A 19,707-nucleotide genomic window follows, 5' to 3' on the forward strand; every position below is an offset into this window, starting at 1 on the left:
CTTTCTGTTTCAATTTAATTATTGTTGTATTCCATATGTATATAGGTTCTTCCTTCTTTATTATACAAATAAAAAGCCCAAACTATTTCAGTTTGAGCCCCCTTATTTGAACCCGTTATTGTTGTTTGTTTGTAAATGCTTCATGAAGTGCAGACAACTCACGTTCGAGCTCTCCTAACATTGCTTTCCCTTGTTCTTCTGCAATAAGACCAAGGCGAACCGCAAAATCGACCTCGCGGGATAGTCCAAACATTTGTGTGTCTAAAACTTCTTCATATAATGGACATTGCGGCATTGTAAGATTGTCCATTTGTACCTTAATAAGTCTTAAAATCTTCTCTGCATCCGCTTGTAGAAGGGCTAGTGCCTTTTCCTGATGATTTGATACTGTCTCAGACGCCAAATTGATTCCCTCCGTTTCCGTCCTACTCTCTCATATCTATTAATATTAGCGATAGTTTTAATAAATTGCAATAGAAACATTTTTTGTGACAACAGTGTCTAATACTATTATACTGAAAAGTGGGAGTATAATACAAATGGGGGAACAACAATGAGCGAAATTTTATTTATTAATGGAAAAGTTCGTTTTCCAATCACTATCGATCCAACTGTATGGATTTTCGATGATCGAAAAATAGATTTGACAACCTACTTTGATGAAACTAGAGAAGAATCATCCGAATTAGAAACATACTTAAAACATACTTCAGAGCATTGGGATCGCGAAATCCGTGATGGTGCTGCCTTCCCGCCAATACAACAAAGTGTAAAGAAATATAAAAAAGAACAGCTTATTAACGGGACCTTTGGCATACCACTTCATCCATTTCTAAAAAATGCTGAAATTTTAGAAGATGCTACTCATGTCGAAATTGAAACCACAGACAATACAATTACACTTCCGTTAGAAACAGCCCATAAAGCTATTCTCGGTTTTTCAAAAGAAGGTAAACCATTACGAGAAGACGGGCCTGTTCATCTATATTTCCATGATGGATCTAATAGACAAAATCCGATTCGTAACATCCGTAAATTTACAATCATTTAAATTGTATAATTAAAAGGCAAAAAAGGAGTGAGCTTAAGCTCACTCCTTTTTATAATAAATCCGCTGCTAGTTGTGCTAAATTAGAACGCTCTCCTTTAACAAACTTTACATGACCACTAATACGTTGTTCTTTAAACTTCTCTACAACATATGTTAAACCGTTATTATATTCATCTAAATACGGGTGATCAATTTGCTGAGGATCCCCCATTAATACAATCTTACTTTTTTCGCCTACCCTTGTTAGTATCGTCTTTACTTCATGCTTCGTTAAATTTTGTGCCTCGTCAATTATAATGAACTGGTCTGGAATACTTCTCCCGCGTATATAGGTAAGCGCTTCTACTTCAATCGAACCCATTCCAGCTAAAATAGCATCTAGCTCCCCAGGCTTTTTCGTATTGAATAAATACTCTAGATTATCAAAAATCGGCTGCATCCACGGTCTTAATTTTTCCTCTTTCTCTCCTGGTAAATAGCCTATATCTTTCCCTACCGGTACAATTGGTCTCGCGACAAGTAGTTTTTTATATAACCCTAAATCTTCCGTTTGCATTAGTCCCGAAGCTAATGCAAGTAACGTTTTTCCTGTACCTGCTTTCCCTGTTAACGTTACAAGTGGAATATCTTCCCGAAGTAGCAATTCTAATCCCATAATTTGCTGCACGTTTCGTGGGCGTATCCCCCACACTTGTTCATTGTGAAAAATAAGTTTTTTTACCTTCTTACCTAAATGATCCACAATCCCAAGTGCAGAACTAGAACCCCCTAGTGCATCTTTCATTACAACAAACTGATTTGGATAAAAAGGATGATTTGCGATTTCAGATAAAGGTAGTTCACCTTTTTCATAAAAATAATCTAACTGTTCTTTTGATATATACCCTTCTAAAAATCCTGAATATATATTTTCCACTTCGATTACTCGGTCACTTAAATAATCTTCGGCCTGCAATCCGATTGCATCAGCTTTTACCCTTACGAGTACATCTTTACTTACTAAAATAACTGATTTCCCGTCCTCTTTTTCTTGTTCTTCTAAAGAGAGGTTTTTCGCTACCGCTAAAATTCGATTATCATTTGTTTTTTCTACAAAAATATCTTGCAGTTGAACAAATGAGCGATGATTTAATTCAATACGAAATGTACCGCCGTTTTCTAACGGAATACTTTCATGCAGCTTTCCTATTTCGCGAAATTTGTCGATTAACTTAGATACATAGCGAGCATTTCGTCCTACTTCATCCATATAACGTTTTTTCGAATCAACCTCTTCTAATACAACTGCTGGAATCACTACTTCATTTGTTGCAAATGAAAAAATAGATAAAGGATCCTGCAAAAGTACATTCGTATCTAACACATAAATTTTATCCAACCTGTTACCCCCTGACTCCACTTTTAAATTTGTAGAACAAGGGTTTCATCCATAAAATATGGACGAACCATTGTTATAATTATATGTACCGTAAAAACGAGGTAGAATCGAAATTCATAGAAATTAAACCTTTTCTTTATTTTTTATTCATTTCTATTCAATATATTACTTTTTATTATAATTTTTCACATTAAATCACAATACTCACTTGTAAAAGTTTATGAACGATGTTCCTATTCATCTTCTTTATAATTCTTTCATTCCTACTAATACTTGGTTATCAAGCTTTTTAGCTGCTCGAAGATCATATGTTTTTTCATATGTTGGTTCAGTAGCAAGTTTCGCACCATAAAACATAACATCACGAACTTCTTGTACATTCACTTCTACTACCGTTAATTTTAGAGGAATCCCTTCCATTCTATCTGTTAAAATTTCACTTTCACCACTTATGGAAAATACGGATTCATTCGCCATTATAGTCAATACAACCCCTGCACTATGCCGTATATTCCCCACAATACGTGAGCGTTGATCTACCGCAAATCGAATACTAGTTTCACTCACTGCATATACCCAAGAAATAGCACTTACGTTAGGAATTTGTTTTTCGAAATCTGTTGTTGCTATCATAACGATACACTCTTTACGCAAAGATTGTACTAAATCACCTGTCAATGTAGGCTCAACTACATTCGCCATATTTCCACCTCCAAATATTATTTATATATCCTTATCATAACCTATTTTTCGAATTGCGAAAATATTATTTTTTCCCGCTATTATTCAAAAACATTATGCTTCCATGATATACTTATACTGATAGAATTCGTATTGAGGTGACGAAATGAGAGTCAGATGTATGATTTGTGATAAAAAAGATATGTTAGATGACGAAAATCCTATGGCAAAAAAACTGCGTAATCGCCCTATTCATACATATATGTGCATGGAATGTACGGAACGAATTGCAGAGCGTACTATGGAACGCCATGCGAGTGGTAATTTCCGATTATATCGTGATAAAAAAGTAGAAGACGATTGGTAAACCGGAAATAAGTCCTTAATCATATAGATAAGGACTTATTTGTATTTTTCTGGTTCACGATTCATCTGATCCAAAAAACAATCAATGGCTTCTACCGGAAATCTTGCACACCTTATTTCTCCATCAATTTCATATGTAATCAAATACATTTCCTCGTTCTTTTCAACTTCTACATTTCGTAATTTATGCTCTTCATATATCATATTTTGAAATAATACATACGTTTCTTGTGCAGCTCTATCATCTGGACGTGCTTCCGCAACCGTTTTAATTGTTAACCAATTATATAATGCATCTTGTACTGAGCGCATGAAAGCCCCTCCTTTTTTCACCCTGTTTTTTGTTGTTTAGCTTGACGTAAACGCAGTCTATAAATTCCAAGTACAATTGCCGCTACAACGAGCCCCTCTCCAACGGGTAAAAAAACTGCAAAAAAAGTTAATACCGTGCATCCAATTGCTAAAGAAATATATATCACTATATTTTTTAGTACCGATAGCTTCCTTGCAAATCCTAAATTATATACAAGTGCACTTAATAAAATTATTGTTCCATAAAGTAACCACATCCCTAACTCTGGATTTTCATCAACTTTACAAAGTTTCGCGAAAAATGACATTCTTTCTAACACTATCTTTCACCCCTTCTCATGAAACAAATTCTCTTTATGTACTTAATACAAGAGTAACTCGCAAAAAAAATACTGTCTACAAAAAAGAGTAAATATTCTAAAAAAATAAACATAAAACAAAAAAACAGCTACCTTTATAAAAGGTAGCTGTTCTATTATTTTATGCTTCAACAGATTTCTTTTTCTTAGCAGCTCTTTCGCGCTCACTCTTATCAAGAATCTTTTTACGTAGACGAATTGATTCTGGAGTTACTTCACAGAACTCGTCATCGTTTAAGTACTCTAATGACTCTTCTAAAGTCATTAAGCGTGGTTTTTTCATTGTTGAAGTTTGATCTTTCGTCGCAGAACGAATGTTAGTTTGTTGTTTCATTTTTACAACGTTAACTGTTAAATCATTCTCACGTGTATGTTCTCCAACGATCATACCAGCATATACTTCTGTACCTGGTTCAACGAAGATTACACCACGGTCTTCAACTTGCATAATACCGTATTGTGATGCTTTTCCTGCTTCAAGTGAAACTAGAACACCTTGACGACGTCCACCCACTTGTCCAGCATGTACTGGTTGGTAGCAATCAAATGTGTGGTTTAAAATACCATAACCACGAGTTAATGTTAGGAATTCTGTTGTGTAACCAATTAACCCACGTGCTGGAACCATGAAAGTAAGGCGAACTTGACCGTTTCCGTTATTCACCATATCTAACATTTCACCTTTACGTGCGCCCATTGATTCCATAATAGAACCAGTGTATTCTTCAGGAACATCGATTTGTACGCGCTCTACAGGCTCACTTCTTACGCCATCGACATCTTTAATAATTACTTCAGGCTTAGATACTTGTAGTTCATAACCTTCACGACGCATGTTTTCAATTAAGATTGATAAATGTAACTCTCCGCGTCCAGATACGATCCATGCATCAGGAGAATCTGTATTATCTACACGTAAACTTACATCTGTCTCTAATTGTGAACGAAGACGCTCTTCAATTTTACGAGAAGTAATGAATTTACCTTCACGACCTGCAAATGGGCTGTTATTTACAAGGAATGTCATTTGTAATGTTGGCTCATCAATACGTAATAATGGTAAAGCCTCTTCATGCTCAACCGGACATACCGTTTCACCTACGTTAATGTCTTCCATACCTGAAACAGCTACTAAATCTCCAGCTTTTGCTTCTTCAATTTCTTGACGTTTTAATCCAATGTAACCAAATAATTTAGTTACACGGAATTGTTTTACACTTCCGTCAACTTTCATTAATGCAACTTGTTGTCCTACTTTCATTGTACCGCGGAATACGCGTCCAACCCCAATACGACCAACATAGTCATTGTAATCAAGAAGTGCTACTTGGAATTGAAGTGGCTCTTCGCTGTTATCAATTGGTGCTGGAATATGTTCAATGATTGTGTCAAACAATGATTTCATATTCTCTTCTTGATTTGCTGGATTTGAATCTAAGCTTGCTGTTCCGTTCATTGCTGATGCAAATACAACTGGGAACTCTAATTGATCTTCGTTTGCACCAAGTTCGATGAATAAGTCAACTACTTCATCAACTACTTCATCAGGGCGAGCGAAGTCACGGTCAATTTTGTTTACAACAACGATTGGAGTTAAGTTTTGCTCAAGAGCTTTCTTTAAAACAAATCGTGTTTGTGGCATACAACCTTCATATGCATCAACTACAAGTAGAACACCATCAACCATTTTCATGATACGTTCTACTTCTCCACCGAAGTCAGCGTGACCAGGTGTATCTAAAATGTTAATTCTTTTATCTTCATAGTGAATCGCAGTATTCTTCGCTAAAATTGTAATACCACGTTCTCTTTCTAGATCATTTGAGTCCATTGCGCGTTCTTCAATATGTTCATTCGCACGGAACGTCCCCGCTTGACGTAATAACTGGTCAACAAGTGTTGTTTTACCATGGTCAACGTGGGCAATAATTGCTATATTTCGTAAATCTTGTCGTTTTTTCAACATGTCCAACTCCTAATGTCTTTTTAATCCTTCTCTATTATAAGAGCGAAGGGGATACAATGGCAATCAAAATAAAATCAAGAATGAAAATATAGTTGTATTCTTACTTTTGTGAAAGTAAAATAAGATTGGAGGGTGAAGAAATGGAACACATTCAATATCGCTTTTTATTAACAGCAATTATCGGTGTTATCTTCTTAATTGGTATCGGAATTATGATTGCTGAAAATAGTCCCATCGGCATTATTATTTGCATTATCGGCACATTTGTTACAGTTGGATACGGTTTTGTAACAAAAAGAAAAATGCGTAAATCGCAATAACATTAAAAAGTAAGAAGCTTCTTTATGCCTCTTACTTTTTTCATTATTGCGATACAAATGGTAATAATTCTTCGTATACTCCTGGTTTTGCAACTAACACACTGCTTTTCTCTACAATAGAAAGAGGCGTTCCCAAGAACGTTGTCACTTTACCGCCAACTTCCTCTACAATAATCTGTCCCCCGCCAAAGTCCCATGGCGATAAGCGCGGTGTTACATATGCGTCTAATCTTCCCGTGGCAACATATACCATTTCTAACGCTGCACAACCATATGACCTCGTACCTCTCGCCTTCTTAACGAGCATCATCATTTTTTCCATATTAAGCAATGGATTATCAGTAAGCCATATCGCATTCAAAGCTATAACTCCATGCTCTACCGTTCCTTTTTCCAACATGGGAATAGCTAAATCATTGCAAAAAGCCCCTTCTCCCTTTACCGCATGATATAGTTCGTCATGAACTGGATCATAAATAAGACCAATCTTTCCGATACCGTTCTCATAAATCCCGATTGAGATTGCGAAATTTCTTTTTTGATGAACAAAGTTCATCGTGCCATCAATTGGATCAATTAACCAAACAACCCCATTAGAAGAGGTAATCTCATCTCCATAGCCTTCTTCTCCTAAAATGTTATGAGCCGGGAATGTTTCTTTAATTTTCCCAATTAAAAACTGCTCCGTTTCTCGGTCCATATTTGTTACTAGATCAGCTGCATTTGACTTTGTTTCTATAATAAGTGTTTTTTTCAGTGACGCCATTAATTGTTCTCCGGCTTCTCGAATCCACTGTTTCGCGTGTGTATCGATGTCTTTCCATACTTCTTGCATGTTTAAACACTCCGATCTATACTGTTCACAGAAAAAACGAACCCTTTATAAGGTTCGCACCAACTAATTATTTATACATATACTATTATTACGCTTCTAAACGGATCATTTCAAGTCTTAACACTTCTAATTTTTGTACGCACTCTTCTTTTTTCTGTTTGTCGTTATCCATCATCGCATCATATAAAGTTGCTAATTCATAATCTAGCTCCAAACGTAGCACCGGAATTCTCTTTTCAGCATCTGTTCTCTTTAACGCATTAATCACCTGTCTCATTTTTTTGCCTCCTCCCAATATTCGTCTGCCCTCGGACTAGAATTGATTCAATTTTCTGATTTTTTGTTTTATACTATACTATGTTGGATAAATCATCTATGCAACAAAATTATATTTTTTTATTTAAATTTTTTTGTGCTGTTTTTTTTATGAATAGTACAAGCTATGCTAAAATTAAAACAAAATAGGAGTTGGAGGAACAATCATGACACTACAAACATTCACATCAACTGATTTTGAAGTCTTTACTGTTGATGGTCTTGAAGAACGAATGAGCGCAATTAAAACGAATATTCATCCTAAGCTAGACGCTTTAGGGGAACAGTTTGCAGAATATTTATCACAACAAACTGACGAAAACTTTTTCTACCATGTAGCAAAACATGCACGCCGCAAAGTCAATCCACCAAACGATACTTGGGTTGCTTTTTCAACAAATAAACGTGGATATAAAATGTTACCACACTTCCAAATTGGTTTATGGGGTACTCATGCCTTCATATACTTTGGTTTAATCTATGAGTGTCCACAAAAAGTGGAGACGGCTCACGCCTTCTTAGAACATTTAAATGATTTAAAAACAAATATTCCAAATGACTTCGTTTGGTCCATTGACCATACTAAACCAGGTGTAAAATTACATGAAACGCTTGAAACGGAAGACTTACAAAAGATGATTGAACGTTTAGCTACTGTGAAAAAAGCAGAATTATTAGTCGGTATTCATATATCACCAGAGGAGTTTTCAGCAATGACCAACGAACAATTCCTTGCTAAGATTGAATCTACGATGCAACCACTCCTTCCTTTATATGCACTTTGTAATCGATAGTAGAAAACGGACAATTTATATTGTCCGTTTTTAGTTGTTATCACATTATAGCACTTTGCATTTTAATTTTCAAAATATTTTTACATTTTTACAATCTTTTTTTCTGCTACTTCTTTTGCTCTTTGAATCGTACGATATATAGAATATCCACTTACTTCTTGAAATTCTTTATCAATTTTTTTCTCCGCTGCCTTCGATGGCACAATCTCTTTAAAACGACGATATAATTCCATCAAATCTTCTCTCAAAACTCCTTTTTCATATACCTTTTCAATCGCTTCATAAAACTTTACAACTGCTACCATTTCTTCATTTGACCAATCGTAATCAAGTGGATATTGATATTCCATTTTTGCACCTCATTCAGTATTCTTTCTTTTTCCATTATGCTACCTTTAAAAGAACCTTTTATTCTTCACTATAGCCACTCTGCATTATACACCATTTATCCATTTCAATGGAATTGTCTTCCTCTTTGCAGCATTTAAAATATAACTATTAAACATACTCACCTTGAAAATGAGATTTTTCTATACATCTATAATTATTGGTGATATAATGCTTTTGTTTTATAGAAAATAAAGTGAGACTACCATCCCCAAAAAGGCTTTTGCGAATGGCAGAAAAACAAGTCAAGTTCTAAAAGTTTGTCATCTTAATTTCCTTTTAGAATGAGATGAAATCATATAAAACAAACTCTAATAAATATTACGAAGAAGAAGGGGTGTATAGATTGTCCCAATACGAAACACCATTGTTTACCGCTTTAGTTGAGCACAGTAAGCGAAATCCAGTTCAATTCCATATTCCTGGTCATAAAAAAGGACAGGGCATGGATCCTACATTTCGCGAATTTATTGGGCATAATGCATTAGCAATTGATTTAATTAATATTGCGCCGCTCGATGATTTACATCATCCAAAAGGTATGATTAAAGAAGCACAGGATTTAGCAGCCGCTGCTTTCGGTGCAGATCATACGTTCTTTTCTATTCAAGGTACAAGTGGTGCAATTATGACAATGGTGATGAGCGTGTGCGGTCCTGGGGATAAAATCCTCGTGCCACGGAATGTGCATAAATCAGTAATGTCAGCTATTATTTTCTCAGGTGCAAAACCAATTTTCATGCATCCTGAGATTGATCCGAAGCTCGGTATTTCACATGGGATCACAATTCAATCTGTCAAAAAGGCTCTTGAAGAGCACTCAGATGCGAAAGGCTTACTTGTTATAAATCCAACATATTTTGGGTTTGCTGCAGATTTAGAGCAGATTGTAGAATTAGCTCATTCTTACGATATTCCTGTACTTGTTGATGAAGCTCACGGTGTTCATATCCATTTTCATGATGAACTACCAATATCAGCTATGCAAGCAGGTGCAGATATGGCAGCAACAAGTGTTCACAAATTAGGTGGGTCTTTAACCCAAAGCTCTATTCTTAATGTAAAAGAAGGTCTTGTGAACGTAAAGCATGTCCAATCCATTATTAGCATGCTTACGACTACATCAACTTCTTACATTTTGTTAGCATCCCTTGATGTTGCTAGAAAACGTCTTGCTACAGAAGGAACAGCTCTCATAGAACAAACAATACAATTAGCTGAGCATGTTCGTGATGCTATTAATGCTATTGAGCATCTTTATTGTCCCGGAAAAGAAATGCTAGGAACAGATGCTACTTTTAACTATGATCCTACAAAGATAATTGTATCTGTAAAAGATTTAGGTATTACAGGCCATCAGGCTGAAGTATGGCTTAGAGAACATTACAACATTGAAGTAGAACTCTCTGATTTATATAACATACTTTGTCTTATCACATTTGGAGATACAGAAAGTGAAACAGATACACTTATTACAGCATTACAAGATTTAGCAGCAACATATAGAAATAGAGCAGACAAAGGTGTTCAAGTACAAGTAGAAATACCAGAAATACCTGTGCTAGCACTTTCTCCTAGAGATGCTTTTTATTCAGAAACAGAAGTCATTCCATTTGAAAACGCAGCAGGTCGTATTATAGCTGATTTTGTTATGGTTTATCCGCCAGGGATTCCAATCTTTACTCCGGGGGAAATTATTACACAAGATAACTTAGAGTATATTCTTAAAAATTTAGAAGCTGGGTTACCTGTACAAGGTCCTGAAGATATGACATTACAAACATTACGTGTTATTAAAGAGTACAAGCCTATCAGTTGATAGGCTTTTCTTTCACCTTTTTTCTCTTTTTTTCATACGATACTAAAGAATTTGACATTCCCACCCTAATGGGGCAAGCTGACTAACATCAGTGGAATTCTTGCTACCTAAGGCGAAGTCCATTTCTGGTATCGCTGACGTGCAAGATTGCGGTGTGCCATCACCACTCTCACAACAAATCGTATAGGTTCGTGAGCTACGGTACTTATACCATACCGTACAGATTCGTGTTCAGGTGTTTTAGCGTCTTGTTCTTGACGACACATATCATTTTACCGATAGCTTGAATTCGGCTATCGAACTCCCTATGCTATCTTTTTTCAAAGAACACATTGGCGTTTTAAAGACTTGTACTTGTCTGTAGTTAAAGTCTACCAAAATATAAAGTGAAACTTTAATCAGTGGGATTTTGTTCATCCCCACTGATTATTAGCCTTCACCAATCGGGCGTTTACGGGTAGCAGGGCTCCAGCCGAATTTTGAGGTGGAATTCTTACTGCCCGCAAATAGCGGGATAAATGTTTTTCTATGAAAAAGCGATACTTTCATCCTATGTCTAAAGTCCAATATAGGCTTTCCCGTATCGCGAAATCTGTAACGTATAGGTGGGGATACCATTATGATTGTGATAGGCCGTTCTATTGTACACCCTTATATCACAAATGAATATGAGCCATTTGCAGCTGAAAAACAACAGATTTTATCCATAATGGCGGGAAATCAAGAAGTTTATTCCTTCCGAACAGCCGATGAACTCAGCTTTGATCTTAATTTACGAGTTAATATTATTACTTCCGCGCTAGAACTTTTTCAAAGTGGATTTCAGTTTCGTACGTTTCAACAATCTTTTTGCAATCCTCAGTTTTGGGAAAGAACATCACTTGGCGGATTTCAACTACTTCCAAACATAGCCCCTTCCATTGCCATCCAAGATATTTTTAAAAACGGAAAACTATATGGAACTGAATGTGCCACCGCAATGATTATCATTTTTTACAAAGCATTACTATCATTATATGAGGAAAAAACTTTCAACCGTCTATTCGCAAACCTCTTACTTTATACATGGGACTACGATCGCGACTTAAAGCTCATAACAAAAACGAGTGGCGATATCGTTCCAGGTGACCTCGTTTACTTTAAAAACCCACAAGTTAATCCAGCTACGATTGAGTGGCAAGGAGAAAATACAATCTATCTAGGAAACTTCTTTTTTTACGGACATGGCGTAGGCGTAAAAACGAAAGAGGAAATTATTTATTCATTAAATGAACGAAGGATCCCTTATGCTTTTATTTCAGCTTATTTAACCGATTTTATTACTCGTATTGATAGCCGTATGATGAGTCAATATGCCCCTCCTAACACGCCACAAACATCAATTGGATTTATTCCTATTAGAGATGATGCAATTGTTGCAACAGTCGGACATACAACTACAATCTATTAAAAAAACGCCTACATGTGTAGGCGTTTTTTCTTAATTATTAAGCTTTTGTATGTTCTTTATGGTCACATTCGCAATGAGATCCACATTTCCCATAAAGTACTGTTGATTTTTCATCTTCAAAATGTGCGATTGTTCCTTCACAAACTTGGCATACGATTGTTCCCATCTTCATTTCCCCCTGATTTTTAAGAATAATCTACTTATATATGATTAAGCTTTCGCATTGTCTCTACTAGCACAGTCACAATTGGAACCACATTTCCCATAAAGTACTGTCGTTTTCTCATCCTCAAAATGTCCGATTGTTCCTTCGCAAACTTGACATACGATTGTTCCCATTTTTCATTTCCCCCTAAGTTTATGGTCCTAAAAACTTTTAGCTGTCAATTTCCTATCAATTATTGGGCTTTTGTATGTTCTGTGTGATCACATCCGCAAGATCCACATTTCCCGTAAAGTACCGTTACTTTCTCATCCTCGAAGTGTGCAATTGTACCTTCACAATCTTGACATACGATTGTTCCCATTTTTCATTTCCCCCTAAGTTTATAATCCCAAAAACTTTTGTAACCGCTTAACTTTCTGTCTTTATTTTAATATGTTATACTTTTTACGTCAATAGGTTTTTAGTATAACACATTAAATATTTTAAAATTAAATTAGTATGCGATATTAACACAAAAAAACAGCCATATCTCATACGTACGACTGTTTCTTGTTAATTATTCTTCATACTCCGCATGCAAAGAAGTAGACGGAACAAGAAATTTAAAAAATTGAGCTAACTCCTCCGCCTCCTCTTCCGATCCTAACTTAAAAGTTTCCTGTATATATGGAACATTTTCTACATCATCTCTCCCAAGCAAAGTAGATCTCCCTGTTTGCATACAAACAATAAGTGGCTTTCCAAAAAACATATTTGTATAAATAACTCCAAAATCATAACGTGTATCATGCGTCATAAATCCTAAAAATCGTACCTTCACACTTTCATGCTCATCATACAATTTTTCAAACATGAGTTTCCACCTTTCTAAATAACACTTCCTACTCATTAATATATTAAACAAAAAAAGTAATACTCCTTTTAATTGTCAAAAAATTCAGTAGGATGTAGAATGATATTATTCTACTAAGCTAAGGGGGAATTTGTATGCAACACGCCTTTATCACACTTGTACCTAAATCCAATCAACAATCTGTTTCAATAGAAGATGTTAAACACCTTTTTCATAACTATAAAACCGTTACTTCCAAGACTGGTAATCAAATTAATTATGCTTATACAAATACAGCTTTTCCTTATGAAATATTAGATACATCAGCAACAACATTAAAACTCCAATCGAGTCACGATCGATATGATTCTATTTATGTTGGGATTGGAATAGAAAAGGAACAATCTTTTATTCAGGTTTCTTTGCCTACTACAGCAACATTTGGTGATAAAGGAAAAGCAAATGAATTTAGCCGTTTTCTAGCGAAGAAATTAGAAGGAGAGTTACAACTATTTAATGGAAGAACAATGTATTTCTATAAACGTTAATTTAAAAAATAGAGAATATGATTAAAAAAAGTATGCAATTTGAACACGTAAGGAATAATGCCTGCTTTCTTACGTGTAATACAAAACATGCAATCACATATGCCAAATAAAGAAATACGAAAAAGAGAATTACTTTATAATGAAACTTATCACCATTCGATAATGTTAATACAATGGAAAAACCACTCCATAATAGAAAATGATAAAATATAACATGTAATATTCTCATGGAACCTTCTCCTTTGACATGCTCTATTTTATTAATATATGGGATTAAGTTTGAATCAATTACATATTATATAACGGCATATATGCTAACGGTTCATTTAAAGTATTATATATTCATTCGACAAGTACATATAAAGACCTTGCAAGTCATTTTATGAAAATAAAAATACCCCATCTCTTTAAATAAGAGATGGGGTATTTACATTACTTAAATTATTTTACAATGTGAATTGGCATTCCAAGAGCAACTTCAGCTGCTTCCATTGTGATTTCACCTAATGTTGGGTGAGCATGGATTGTTTGAGCGATATCTTCAGCTGTCATTCCAGCTTCGATAGCTAAACCAATCTCAGAGATAATATCAGAAGCACCTGCACCTGCAACTTGCGCGCCTACAAGAAGACCATCTTCTTTACGCGTTACAAGTTGTAAGAAACCGTCAGTGCTGTTTAATGATAACGCACGACCGTTTGCAGCGAATGGGAACTTAGATACAGCTACTGTCATTCCTGCTTCTTCAGCTTGTTTCTTAGTGTAACCAACAGATGCTAATTCTGGATCAGTGAAGCATACTGCAGGAATTCCGATGTAATCGATTGCTGATGCATGGCCACTAATTACTTCAACAGCTACTTTACCTTCGTAAGAAGCTTTGTGAGCTAATGGTGGTCCAGGAACGATATCACCGATTGCATAGATGTTTGAAATATTTGTACGGCATTGCTCATCAATTTCGATAATGCCACGGTCAGTCATTTTAATTCCAACTTGCTCAAGACCGATTTCTTGAGTGTTTGGACGACGACCTACAGTTACTAATACGTAATCTGCTTCTACAGTTTGGATTTCACCGTTAACTTCAAAGCTAACTTTTACGCCAGTTTCTGTTTCTTCAACGCCTTTAGCCATAGCTTTTGTATGGATATTTACGTTACCTTTTTTCTGTAGAGCACGTTTAACAACAGAGCTCATAGCTTTTTCGAAACCAGCTAAGATTTCGTCGCCAGCTTCTACTACAGTAACTTCTGTACCGAAGTTAGCATATGCAGTACCTAATTCCATACCGATGTAACCGCCGCCGATTACAACAAGTTTTTTAGGAATTTCAGGTAAGCTTAAAGCGCCTGTAGAGTTGATAACACGTTTAGAGTATTTGAATCCTGGAATTTCGATTGGTGTAGAACCAGTTGCAAGAACAGCATTTTTAAACGTATAAGTTTGTGCTGCATCTTCAGTCATTACGCGTAATGTGTTAGCATCTACGAAGTAAGCTTCACCGCGAATGATTTCAACTTTGTTACCTTTAAGAAGGCCTTCAACACCGCCAGTTAATTTCTTAACTACGCCGTTTTTCCATTCTTGAACTTTTGTAAAGTCAACTTTTACGTTCTCTGCAGTGATACCCATGTCATCAGAATGCATTGCATTCTCATAACGATGACCTGCATTGATTAACGCTTTTGAAGGAATACATCCAACGTTTAAGCATACGCCACCAAGGTTAGATTTTTCAATAATCGCTACCTTTTGACCTAATTGTGCTGCACGAATTGCCGCAACGTATCCACCAGGACCTGCACCAACAACGACTGTATCTAATTCAATTGGGAAATCTCCTACTACCATTGTTATTACGCCTCCATTACTAATAATTGTGGGTCATTCAATAGACGTTTAATTTGGTTTAATGCTTTTTGAGCAGTTGCGCCGTCAATTAAACGATGGTCAAAGCTTAGAGATAATGCTAATACTGGAGCTGCAACGATTTCACCGTTTTTCACAACTGGTTTCTCAGCGATACGGCCGATACCAAGGATTGCTACTTCGGGGTGATTGATAACTGGAGTGAACCATTGTCCACCTGCAGAACCAATGTTTGTAATTGTGCAAGAAGCACCTTTCATTTCAGTTGGAGCTAAACGACCATCACGTGCTTTACCAGCAAGTTCATTGATCTCGTTAGAAATAGTAAAGATAGATTTACGATCTGTATCTTTAACAACTGGTACTAATAGACCTTTGTCTGTATCAGCTGCGATACCGATGTTGAAGTAATGTTTATGAACGATTTCTTGAGAAGCATCGTCTAAAGCAGTATTCAACATTGGGAATTCACGTAATGCAGATGTTAAAGCTTTTACAACGTATGGAAGGTAAGTTAATTTAATACCTTTGTCAGCTGCAACAGCTTTGAACTTCTTACGGTGAGCAACAAGTTCTGTTACATCTACTTCATCCATTAATGTTACGTGAGGAGCTGTATGCTTAGAGTTAACCATTGCTTTCGCAATCGCTTTACGGATACCACTCATTTTCTCACGAGTTTCTGGATATTCACCAGCTGGGATTGGTTGTGCTTTTGGTGCTTCTTCTTTCGCTGCTGCTGCTGGAGTAGCTTCTACTGCTGCTGGAGCCTCAGTTGCTGCTACAGTTTGTCCACCATTTGCAAATGCATCGATGTCAGTTTTCACAACACGGCCGTTCTTACCAGAACCAGCTACTTTATGAATATCTACACCTTTTTCACGAGCATATTTACGAACAGATGGCATAGCGATTACACGCTCATTTACTACTTCTGCAGTTGCTGCTGGAGTAGTTTCCGCTGCTGGAGCTTCTACTGCTGCTTCTTCAGCTTTTGGAGCTTCATCATGATCGTCACCTTTAAATTTAAGGTTTTCGTATCCAGGAGCATCAAATTTAATTAATGTATCTCCTACAATTGCAACTGTTCCTTCTTCTACAAGTACTTCAAGTACTTTACCTTTAACAGGAGAAGGGATTTCTACTACTGCTTTATCATTTTGTACTTCAAGAAGTACATCATCTTCATTTACTTCATCGCCTGGTTTAATAAACCATTTTACGATTTCACCTTCGTGGATACCTTCACCGATATCTGGTAGTTTAAATTCAAATGCCACGGAATTCAGCCCCCTGATTCATTTCATTATTATGGAATATGTACAAAAGAAACCAGCATGTGCTGATTTCTTTTGCACATGAAAAACTAAAAATTAGAAGTTCATTACTTTGTTAACAGCTTCAACAATATCTTTATGGTTTGGTAACCATACGCTCTCAGCTTGAGAGAATGGGAATACTGTATCAGCAGCTGCAACACGTACAACTGGAGCTTCTAAGTTTAAGATTGCACGGTCGTTAATTTCCGCTACAACGTTAGCTGCAATACCAGCTTGTTTTTGAGCTTCTTGAACTACAACTACGCGGCCTGTTTTTTCAACAGAAGCGATGATTGTTTCGATATCTAATGGTTGAACTGTACGTAAGTCAACAACCTCTAAAGAGATACCTTCTTTTTCAAGTTCTTCAGCAGCTTTTAATGCAGCATGAACCATAGCACCATAAGCGATAACAGATACATCTGTACCTTCACGTTTGATGTCAGCTTTGCCTAAATCAATTGTGTAATCACCTTCTGGTACATCTTGACGGAATGAACGGTACAATTTCATATGCTCTAAGTAGATAACTGGATCGTTGTCACGAATCGCAGAGATTAAAAGACCTTTTGCATCGTATGGAGTAGATGGAATAACAACTTTTAGACCAGGTTGTTGTGCCACTAATCCTTCTAAGCTATCAGCATGTAGTTCAGGAGTATGAACACCACCACCGAATGGAGAACGAATTGTTACTGGAGCAGTCCAACGTCCACCAGAACGGTAACGCATACGAGCTAATTGACCAGAAACTGAATCCATTACTTCATAAATGAAACCGAAGAATTGGATTTCTGGAACTGGACGGAAGCCTTCAAGTGCAAGTCCAACTGCAAGTCCACCAATACCAGACTCTGCAAGTGGAGTATCCATTACACGATCTTCACCGAATTCAGCTTGTAAACCTTCAGTAGCACGGAATACTCCGCCGTTTACACCAACGTCTTCACCAAACACAAGTACGTTAGGATCATTTTTCATTTCAACGCGTAAAGCATCAGTGATTGCTTGAATCATTGTCATTTGAGCCATGGCTTACTTCGACTCCTTTTCTTTGTAAATTTCATATTGTTCAGCTAAGTTGTAAGGCATTTTTTCGTACATGATTTCCATTAAATCAGTAACTTTTTGTTTTGGAGCTTGGTCAGCCTTAGCAATTGCTTGTTTGATATCTTCTTTTGCTTCTTCGATAACTTTCTCTTCAACTTCTTGAGACCATAGGCCTTTGTTTTCTAAGAATGCACGGAAGCGTACGATTGGATCTTTTTGTTCCCATTCGTTTTCGATATCTTTTGTACGGTAACGAGTTGGGTCATCACCAGCCATTGTATGTGGACCATAACGGAATGTTAAAGTCTCGATTAAAGTAGGACCTTCGCCATTTACTGCGCGCTCACGAGCGAAAGCAGTTGCTGCGTATACAGCTAATGGATCCATACCGTCTACTTGAATTCCGTAAATACCTGCTGCTACTGCTTTTTGTGCTACAGTTTTAGCTGCAGATTGCTTTTCTACTGGAGTAGAGATTGCATAACGGTTGTTTTGTACAACGAAGATTGCTGGAGCTTTGAATGCACCCGCAAAGTTCATACCTTCGTAGAAGTCACCTTGTGAAGCACCACCGTCACCAGTGTAAGTAATTGCAACAGATTTTTTACCACGTAATTTCATACCTAACGCAACACCAGCAGTTTGGATGATTTGCGCACCGATAATGATTTGTGGAGCAAGTGCATTTACATTCTCAGGCATTTGGTTACCCATGAAATGTCCACGAGAGAATAAGAATGCTTGGTATAATGGTAGACCGTGCCACACTAATTGTGGAACGTCACGATATCCTGGTAAGATGAAATCTTCTGCTTCAAGTGCGAAATGACTTGCTAATTGAGAAGCCTCTTGTCCAGCAGTTGGTGCGTAGAAACCTAAACGTCCTTGACGGTTTAAAGAAATAGAACGTTGATCTAGTACGCGAGTATACACCATACGGCGCATTAATTCTTTTAATTGATCATCAGATAATTCAGGCATAGCTGCTTCATTCACAACTTCGCCTTTTTCATTTAAAATTTGTAATGTTTCAAATTGAGCTGCGATAGCTTTCATTTGCTCATCAACATTAAATAGGGTCTTTTTTGTTTTAGTACCCATTCCGTTCACCTCTTCCTCTCTTGAACCATATTCTGAAACGCTTTCACTATCTATTAGCTAGACTGAAAGCGCAACAATGTAAACCAACAAATTTGTTTGTCGGTTGAGAATAATTTTGTGTACCTAACAATCTGTACTAATGTTTTTTCAAAAACATATTAATACAATCTTGATCACGTTTTTTAGTTTACAACTATTCTAATTACGATGTCAATTACTTTGAATACGTTTTTTTATAAATAATATGCCGGTTTCCTCTACACAAACGTGTTTTTATTTTTCACATCTGTATTAGTAAGCAATAACCTGCTGTTATATTATTCCCTTTTTAACTTATTTTTTCTCTTAGAATAATATGTAAACGATTTAATTCTCCTTAGTTTTTCTCTCTTCTCAAGAAAATTATACAAACACTTCTTCCTTTTATAGGTAAATACCTATACATTTCTGATCATTCCTCCATACATTATAGTAACCGCAGTATTAGCGGGAAATGATAAAGGAGGTCATCTCATGTACGGATACTCATATTGCTATCCAACAACTTGTTCATATCCTTCCTACGGTTATGGCGGTTCTTGTGGCGGATCTGGAAGCGGCTTCGCCTTAATCGTTGTGTTGTTTATCCTTTTAATTATCGTTGGTGCTGCTTGCATTCGCTAATTAATGTAAAATGAAACAACTATGGAAAGAAACAGACGGCTTTGTCGTCTTTTCTTTTTATTACATAACTTATCTGTAGAAGATTTGTTTCCAAGTAGCTCTTCCTTACTTGCCGATGACTTT

At 36.4% G+C, this 19,707-nt stretch carries 26 protein-coding genes; 8 read left to right on the forward strand and 18 right to left on the reverse strand.

Going from position 1 to position 19,707, the window contains the following annotated elements; genetic code table 11:
• Positions 1-115: 115 nt before the first annotated feature.
• Positions 116-403 carry an Fpa/YlaN family protein gene (locus DN408_RS08860; protein WP_000135698.1) on the reverse strand — a complete coding sequence of 96 codons (288 nt, stop codon included), beginning with the start codon at positions 401-403 and terminating at the stop codon, positions 116-118.
• 150 nt (positions 404-553) lie between these two features.
• Here DN408_RS08860 and DN408_RS08865 point away from each other — a divergent pair, with 150 nt between their 5' ends.
• Positions 554-1,051, forward strand: coding sequence for a molybdopterin-binding protein (locus DN408_RS08865; protein WP_002014789.1), 498 nt, complete (start codon positions 554-556; stop codon positions 1,049-1,051).
• Between the two features lie 49 nt (positions 1,052-1,100).
• Here the strand turns inward: DN408_RS08865 and DN408_RS08870 are convergent, their stop codons facing one another.
• A complete protein-coding gene (locus DN408_RS08870; RefSeq protein WP_002088317.1) occupies positions 1,101-2,429 on the reverse strand; it encodes a PhoH family protein in 1,329 nt (442 codons plus the stop codon).
• 246 nt (positions 2,430-2,675) lie between these two features.
• Positions 2,676-3,131 (reverse strand): PNPOx family protein, encoded by a 456-nt coding sequence (locus DN408_RS08875; RefSeq protein WP_002014791.1) that lies wholly within the window; start codon positions 3,129-3,131, stop codon positions 2,676-2,678.
• Between the two features lie 145 nt (positions 3,132-3,276).
• Here DN408_RS08875 and DN408_RS08880 point away from each other — a divergent pair, with 145 nt between their 5' ends.
• Complete coding sequence (locus tag DN408_RS08880; RefSeq protein ID WP_002094429.1) at positions 3,277-3,477, forward strand: YlaI family protein; 201 nt, start codon at positions 3,277-3,279, stop codon at positions 3,475-3,477.
• 35 nt (positions 3,478-3,512) lie between these two features.
• On the opposite strand, the gene DN408_RS08885 is transcribed toward DN408_RS08880, so the two are convergent.
• The 3 genes from DN408_RS08885 to typA form a co-directional block, all read right to left on the reverse strand.
• Positions 3,513-3,788, reverse strand: a complete 276-nt coding sequence (locus tag DN408_RS08885) for a hypothetical protein (RefSeq protein ID WP_002014793.1) — start codon at positions 3,786-3,788, stop codon at positions 3,513-3,515.
• Between the two features lie 17 nt (positions 3,789-3,805).
• On the reverse strand, positions 3,806-4,108 hold the full coding sequence (locus DN408_RS08890) for a YlaH-like family protein (protein WP_002014795.1): 303 nt from the start codon (positions 4,106-4,108) through the stop codon (positions 3,806-3,808).
• Between the two features lie 160 nt (positions 4,109-4,268).
• The gene (typA, locus tag DN408_RS08895; protein ID WP_002014867.1) at positions 4,269-6,113 is read right to left on the reverse strand and encodes a translational GTPase TypA; all 1,845 of its coding nucleotides are present in this window, start codon (positions 6,111-6,113) and stop codon (positions 4,269-4,271) included.
• A gap of 140 nt (positions 6,114-6,253) precedes the next feature.
• Here typA and DN408_RS08900 point away from each other — a divergent pair, with 140 nt between their 5' ends.
• Complete coding sequence (locus DN408_RS08900) at positions 6,254-6,433, forward strand: DUF5325 family protein (protein WP_000400127.1); 180 nt, start codon at positions 6,254-6,256, stop codon at positions 6,431-6,433.
• A 43-nt stretch (positions 6,434-6,476) separates the two neighbouring features.
• Here the strand turns inward: DN408_RS08900 and DN408_RS08905 are convergent, their stop codons facing one another.
• A complete protein-coding gene (locus DN408_RS08905) occupies positions 6,477-7,268 on the reverse strand; it encodes an inositol monophosphatase family protein (RefSeq protein ID WP_002033721.1) in 792 nt (263 codons plus the stop codon).
• 88 nt (positions 7,269-7,356) lie between these two features.
• Complete coding sequence (locus DN408_RS08910) at positions 7,357-7,545, reverse strand: hypothetical protein (protein WP_002121995.1); 189 nt, start codon at positions 7,543-7,545, stop codon at positions 7,357-7,359.
• A gap of 205 nt (positions 7,546-7,750) precedes the next feature.
• On the opposite strand from DN408_RS08910, the gene DN408_RS08915 reads away from it, so the two are divergent.
• On the forward strand, positions 7,751-8,377 hold the full coding sequence (locus DN408_RS08915) for a YktB family protein (protein ID WP_002185037.1): 627 nt from the start codon (positions 7,751-7,753) through the stop codon (positions 8,375-8,377).
• An 80-nt stretch (positions 8,378-8,457) separates the two neighbouring features.
• Here the strand turns inward: DN408_RS08915 and DN408_RS08920 are convergent, their stop codons facing one another.
• Positions 8,458-8,727: a UPF0223 family protein gene (locus tag DN408_RS08920; RefSeq protein WP_003191110.1), complete on the reverse strand. Its 270-nt coding sequence runs from the start codon at positions 8,725-8,727 to the stop codon at positions 8,458-8,460.
• Between the two features lie 383 nt (positions 8,728-9,110).
• Between DN408_RS08920 and speA the strand changes: the two genes are divergently transcribed.
• Both speA and DN408_RS08930 read left to right on the forward strand, forming a co-directional pair.
• Positions 9,111-10,583: an arginine decarboxylase gene (gene speA, locus DN408_RS08925; RefSeq protein ID WP_002128878.1), complete on the forward strand. Its 1,473-nt coding sequence runs from the start codon at positions 9,111-9,113 to the stop codon at positions 10,581-10,583.
• A gap of 619 nt (positions 10,584-11,202) precedes the next feature.
• A complete protein-coding gene (locus DN408_RS08930) occupies positions 11,203-12,033 on the forward strand; it encodes a protein-glutamine gamma-glutamyltransferase (RefSeq protein WP_002066931.1) in 831 nt (276 codons plus the stop codon).
• A 37-nt stretch (positions 12,034-12,070) separates the two neighbouring features.
• On the opposite strand, the gene DN408_RS08935 is transcribed toward DN408_RS08930, so the two are convergent.
• The 4 genes from DN408_RS08935 to DN408_RS08950 form a co-directional block, all read right to left on the reverse strand.
• Positions 12,071-12,199: a GapA-binding peptide SR1P gene (locus DN408_RS08935; RefSeq protein ID WP_000536785.1), complete on the reverse strand. Its 129-nt coding sequence runs from the start codon at positions 12,197-12,199 to the stop codon at positions 12,071-12,073.
• Positions 12,200-12,243: 44 nt separating this feature from the next.
• Complete coding sequence (locus tag DN408_RS08940; protein WP_002033839.1) at positions 12,244-12,372, reverse strand: GapA-binding peptide SR1P; 129 nt, start codon at positions 12,370-12,372, stop codon at positions 12,244-12,246.
• A 59-nt stretch (positions 12,373-12,431) separates the two neighbouring features.
• Entirely contained in the window at positions 12,432-12,560 is a 129-nt protein-coding gene (locus DN408_RS08945; protein WP_000536778.1) for a GapA-binding peptide SR1P, read from the reverse strand.
• A gap of 195 nt (positions 12,561-12,755) precedes the next feature.
• Positions 12,756-13,052 (reverse strand): DUF3055 domain-containing protein, encoded by a 297-nt coding sequence (locus tag DN408_RS08950; RefSeq protein WP_000462037.1) that lies wholly within the window; start codon positions 13,050-13,052, stop codon positions 12,756-12,758.
• Between the two features lie 134 nt (positions 13,053-13,186).
• Between DN408_RS08950 and DN408_RS08955 the strand changes: the two genes are divergently transcribed.
• Complete coding sequence (locus tag DN408_RS08955; RefSeq protein ID WP_002128879.1) at positions 13,187-13,579, forward strand: DUF1885 family protein; 393 nt, start codon at positions 13,187-13,189, stop codon at positions 13,577-13,579.
• Between the two features lies 1 nt (position 13,580).
• On the opposite strand, the gene DN408_RS08960 is transcribed toward DN408_RS08955, so the two are convergent.
• The 5 genes from DN408_RS08960 to pdhA all read right to left on the reverse strand — a co-directional run bounded on the left by DN408_RS08960 (position 13,581) and on the right by pdhA (position 18,921).
• Complete coding sequence (locus DN408_RS08960; RefSeq protein WP_002088334.1) at positions 13,581-13,808, reverse strand: hypothetical protein; 228 nt, start codon at positions 13,806-13,808, stop codon at positions 13,581-13,583.
• Between the two features lie 212 nt (positions 13,809-14,020).
• Positions 14,021-15,433: a dihydrolipoyl dehydrogenase gene (lpdA, locus tag DN408_RS08965; protein ID WP_002014851.1), complete on the reverse strand. Its 1,413-nt coding sequence runs from the start codon at positions 15,431-15,433 to the stop codon at positions 14,021-14,023.
• A 5-nt stretch (positions 15,434-15,438) separates the two neighbouring features.
• Positions 15,439-16,731, reverse strand: a complete 1,293-nt coding sequence (gene pdhC / locus DN408_RS08970; RefSeq protein WP_002033838.1) for a pyruvate dehydrogenase complex dihydrolipoyllysine-residue acetyltransferase — start codon at positions 16,729-16,731, stop codon at positions 15,439-15,441.
• 93 nt (positions 16,732-16,824) lie between these two features.
• The gene (gene pdhB / locus DN408_RS08975) at positions 16,825-17,802 is read right to left on the reverse strand and encodes a pyruvate dehydrogenase complex E1 component subunit beta (RefSeq protein WP_000068162.1); all 978 of its coding nucleotides are present in this window, start codon (positions 17,800-17,802) and stop codon (positions 16,825-16,827) included.
• A 3-nt stretch (positions 17,803-17,805) separates the two neighbouring features.
• Positions 17,806-18,921, reverse strand: a complete 1,116-nt coding sequence (gene pdhA / locus DN408_RS08980; protein WP_000536893.1) for a pyruvate dehydrogenase E1 component subunit alpha — start codon at positions 18,919-18,921, stop codon at positions 17,806-17,808.
• A gap of 513 nt (positions 18,922-19,434) precedes the next feature.
• Here pdhA and DN408_RS08985 point away from each other — a divergent pair.
• Positions 19,435-19,584, forward strand: coding sequence for a YjcZ family sporulation protein (locus DN408_RS08985; RefSeq protein WP_002014847.1), 150 nt, complete (start codon positions 19,435-19,437; stop codon positions 19,582-19,584).
• Positions 19,585-19,707 lie beyond the last annotated feature (123 nt).

Origin of the sequence: Bacillus sp. AR13-1, assembly GCF_008042285.1 — a bacterium.
GTDB classification, from domain to species: domain Bacteria; phylum Bacillota; class Bacilli; order Bacillales; family Bacillaceae_G; genus Bacillus_A; species Bacillus_A mycoides.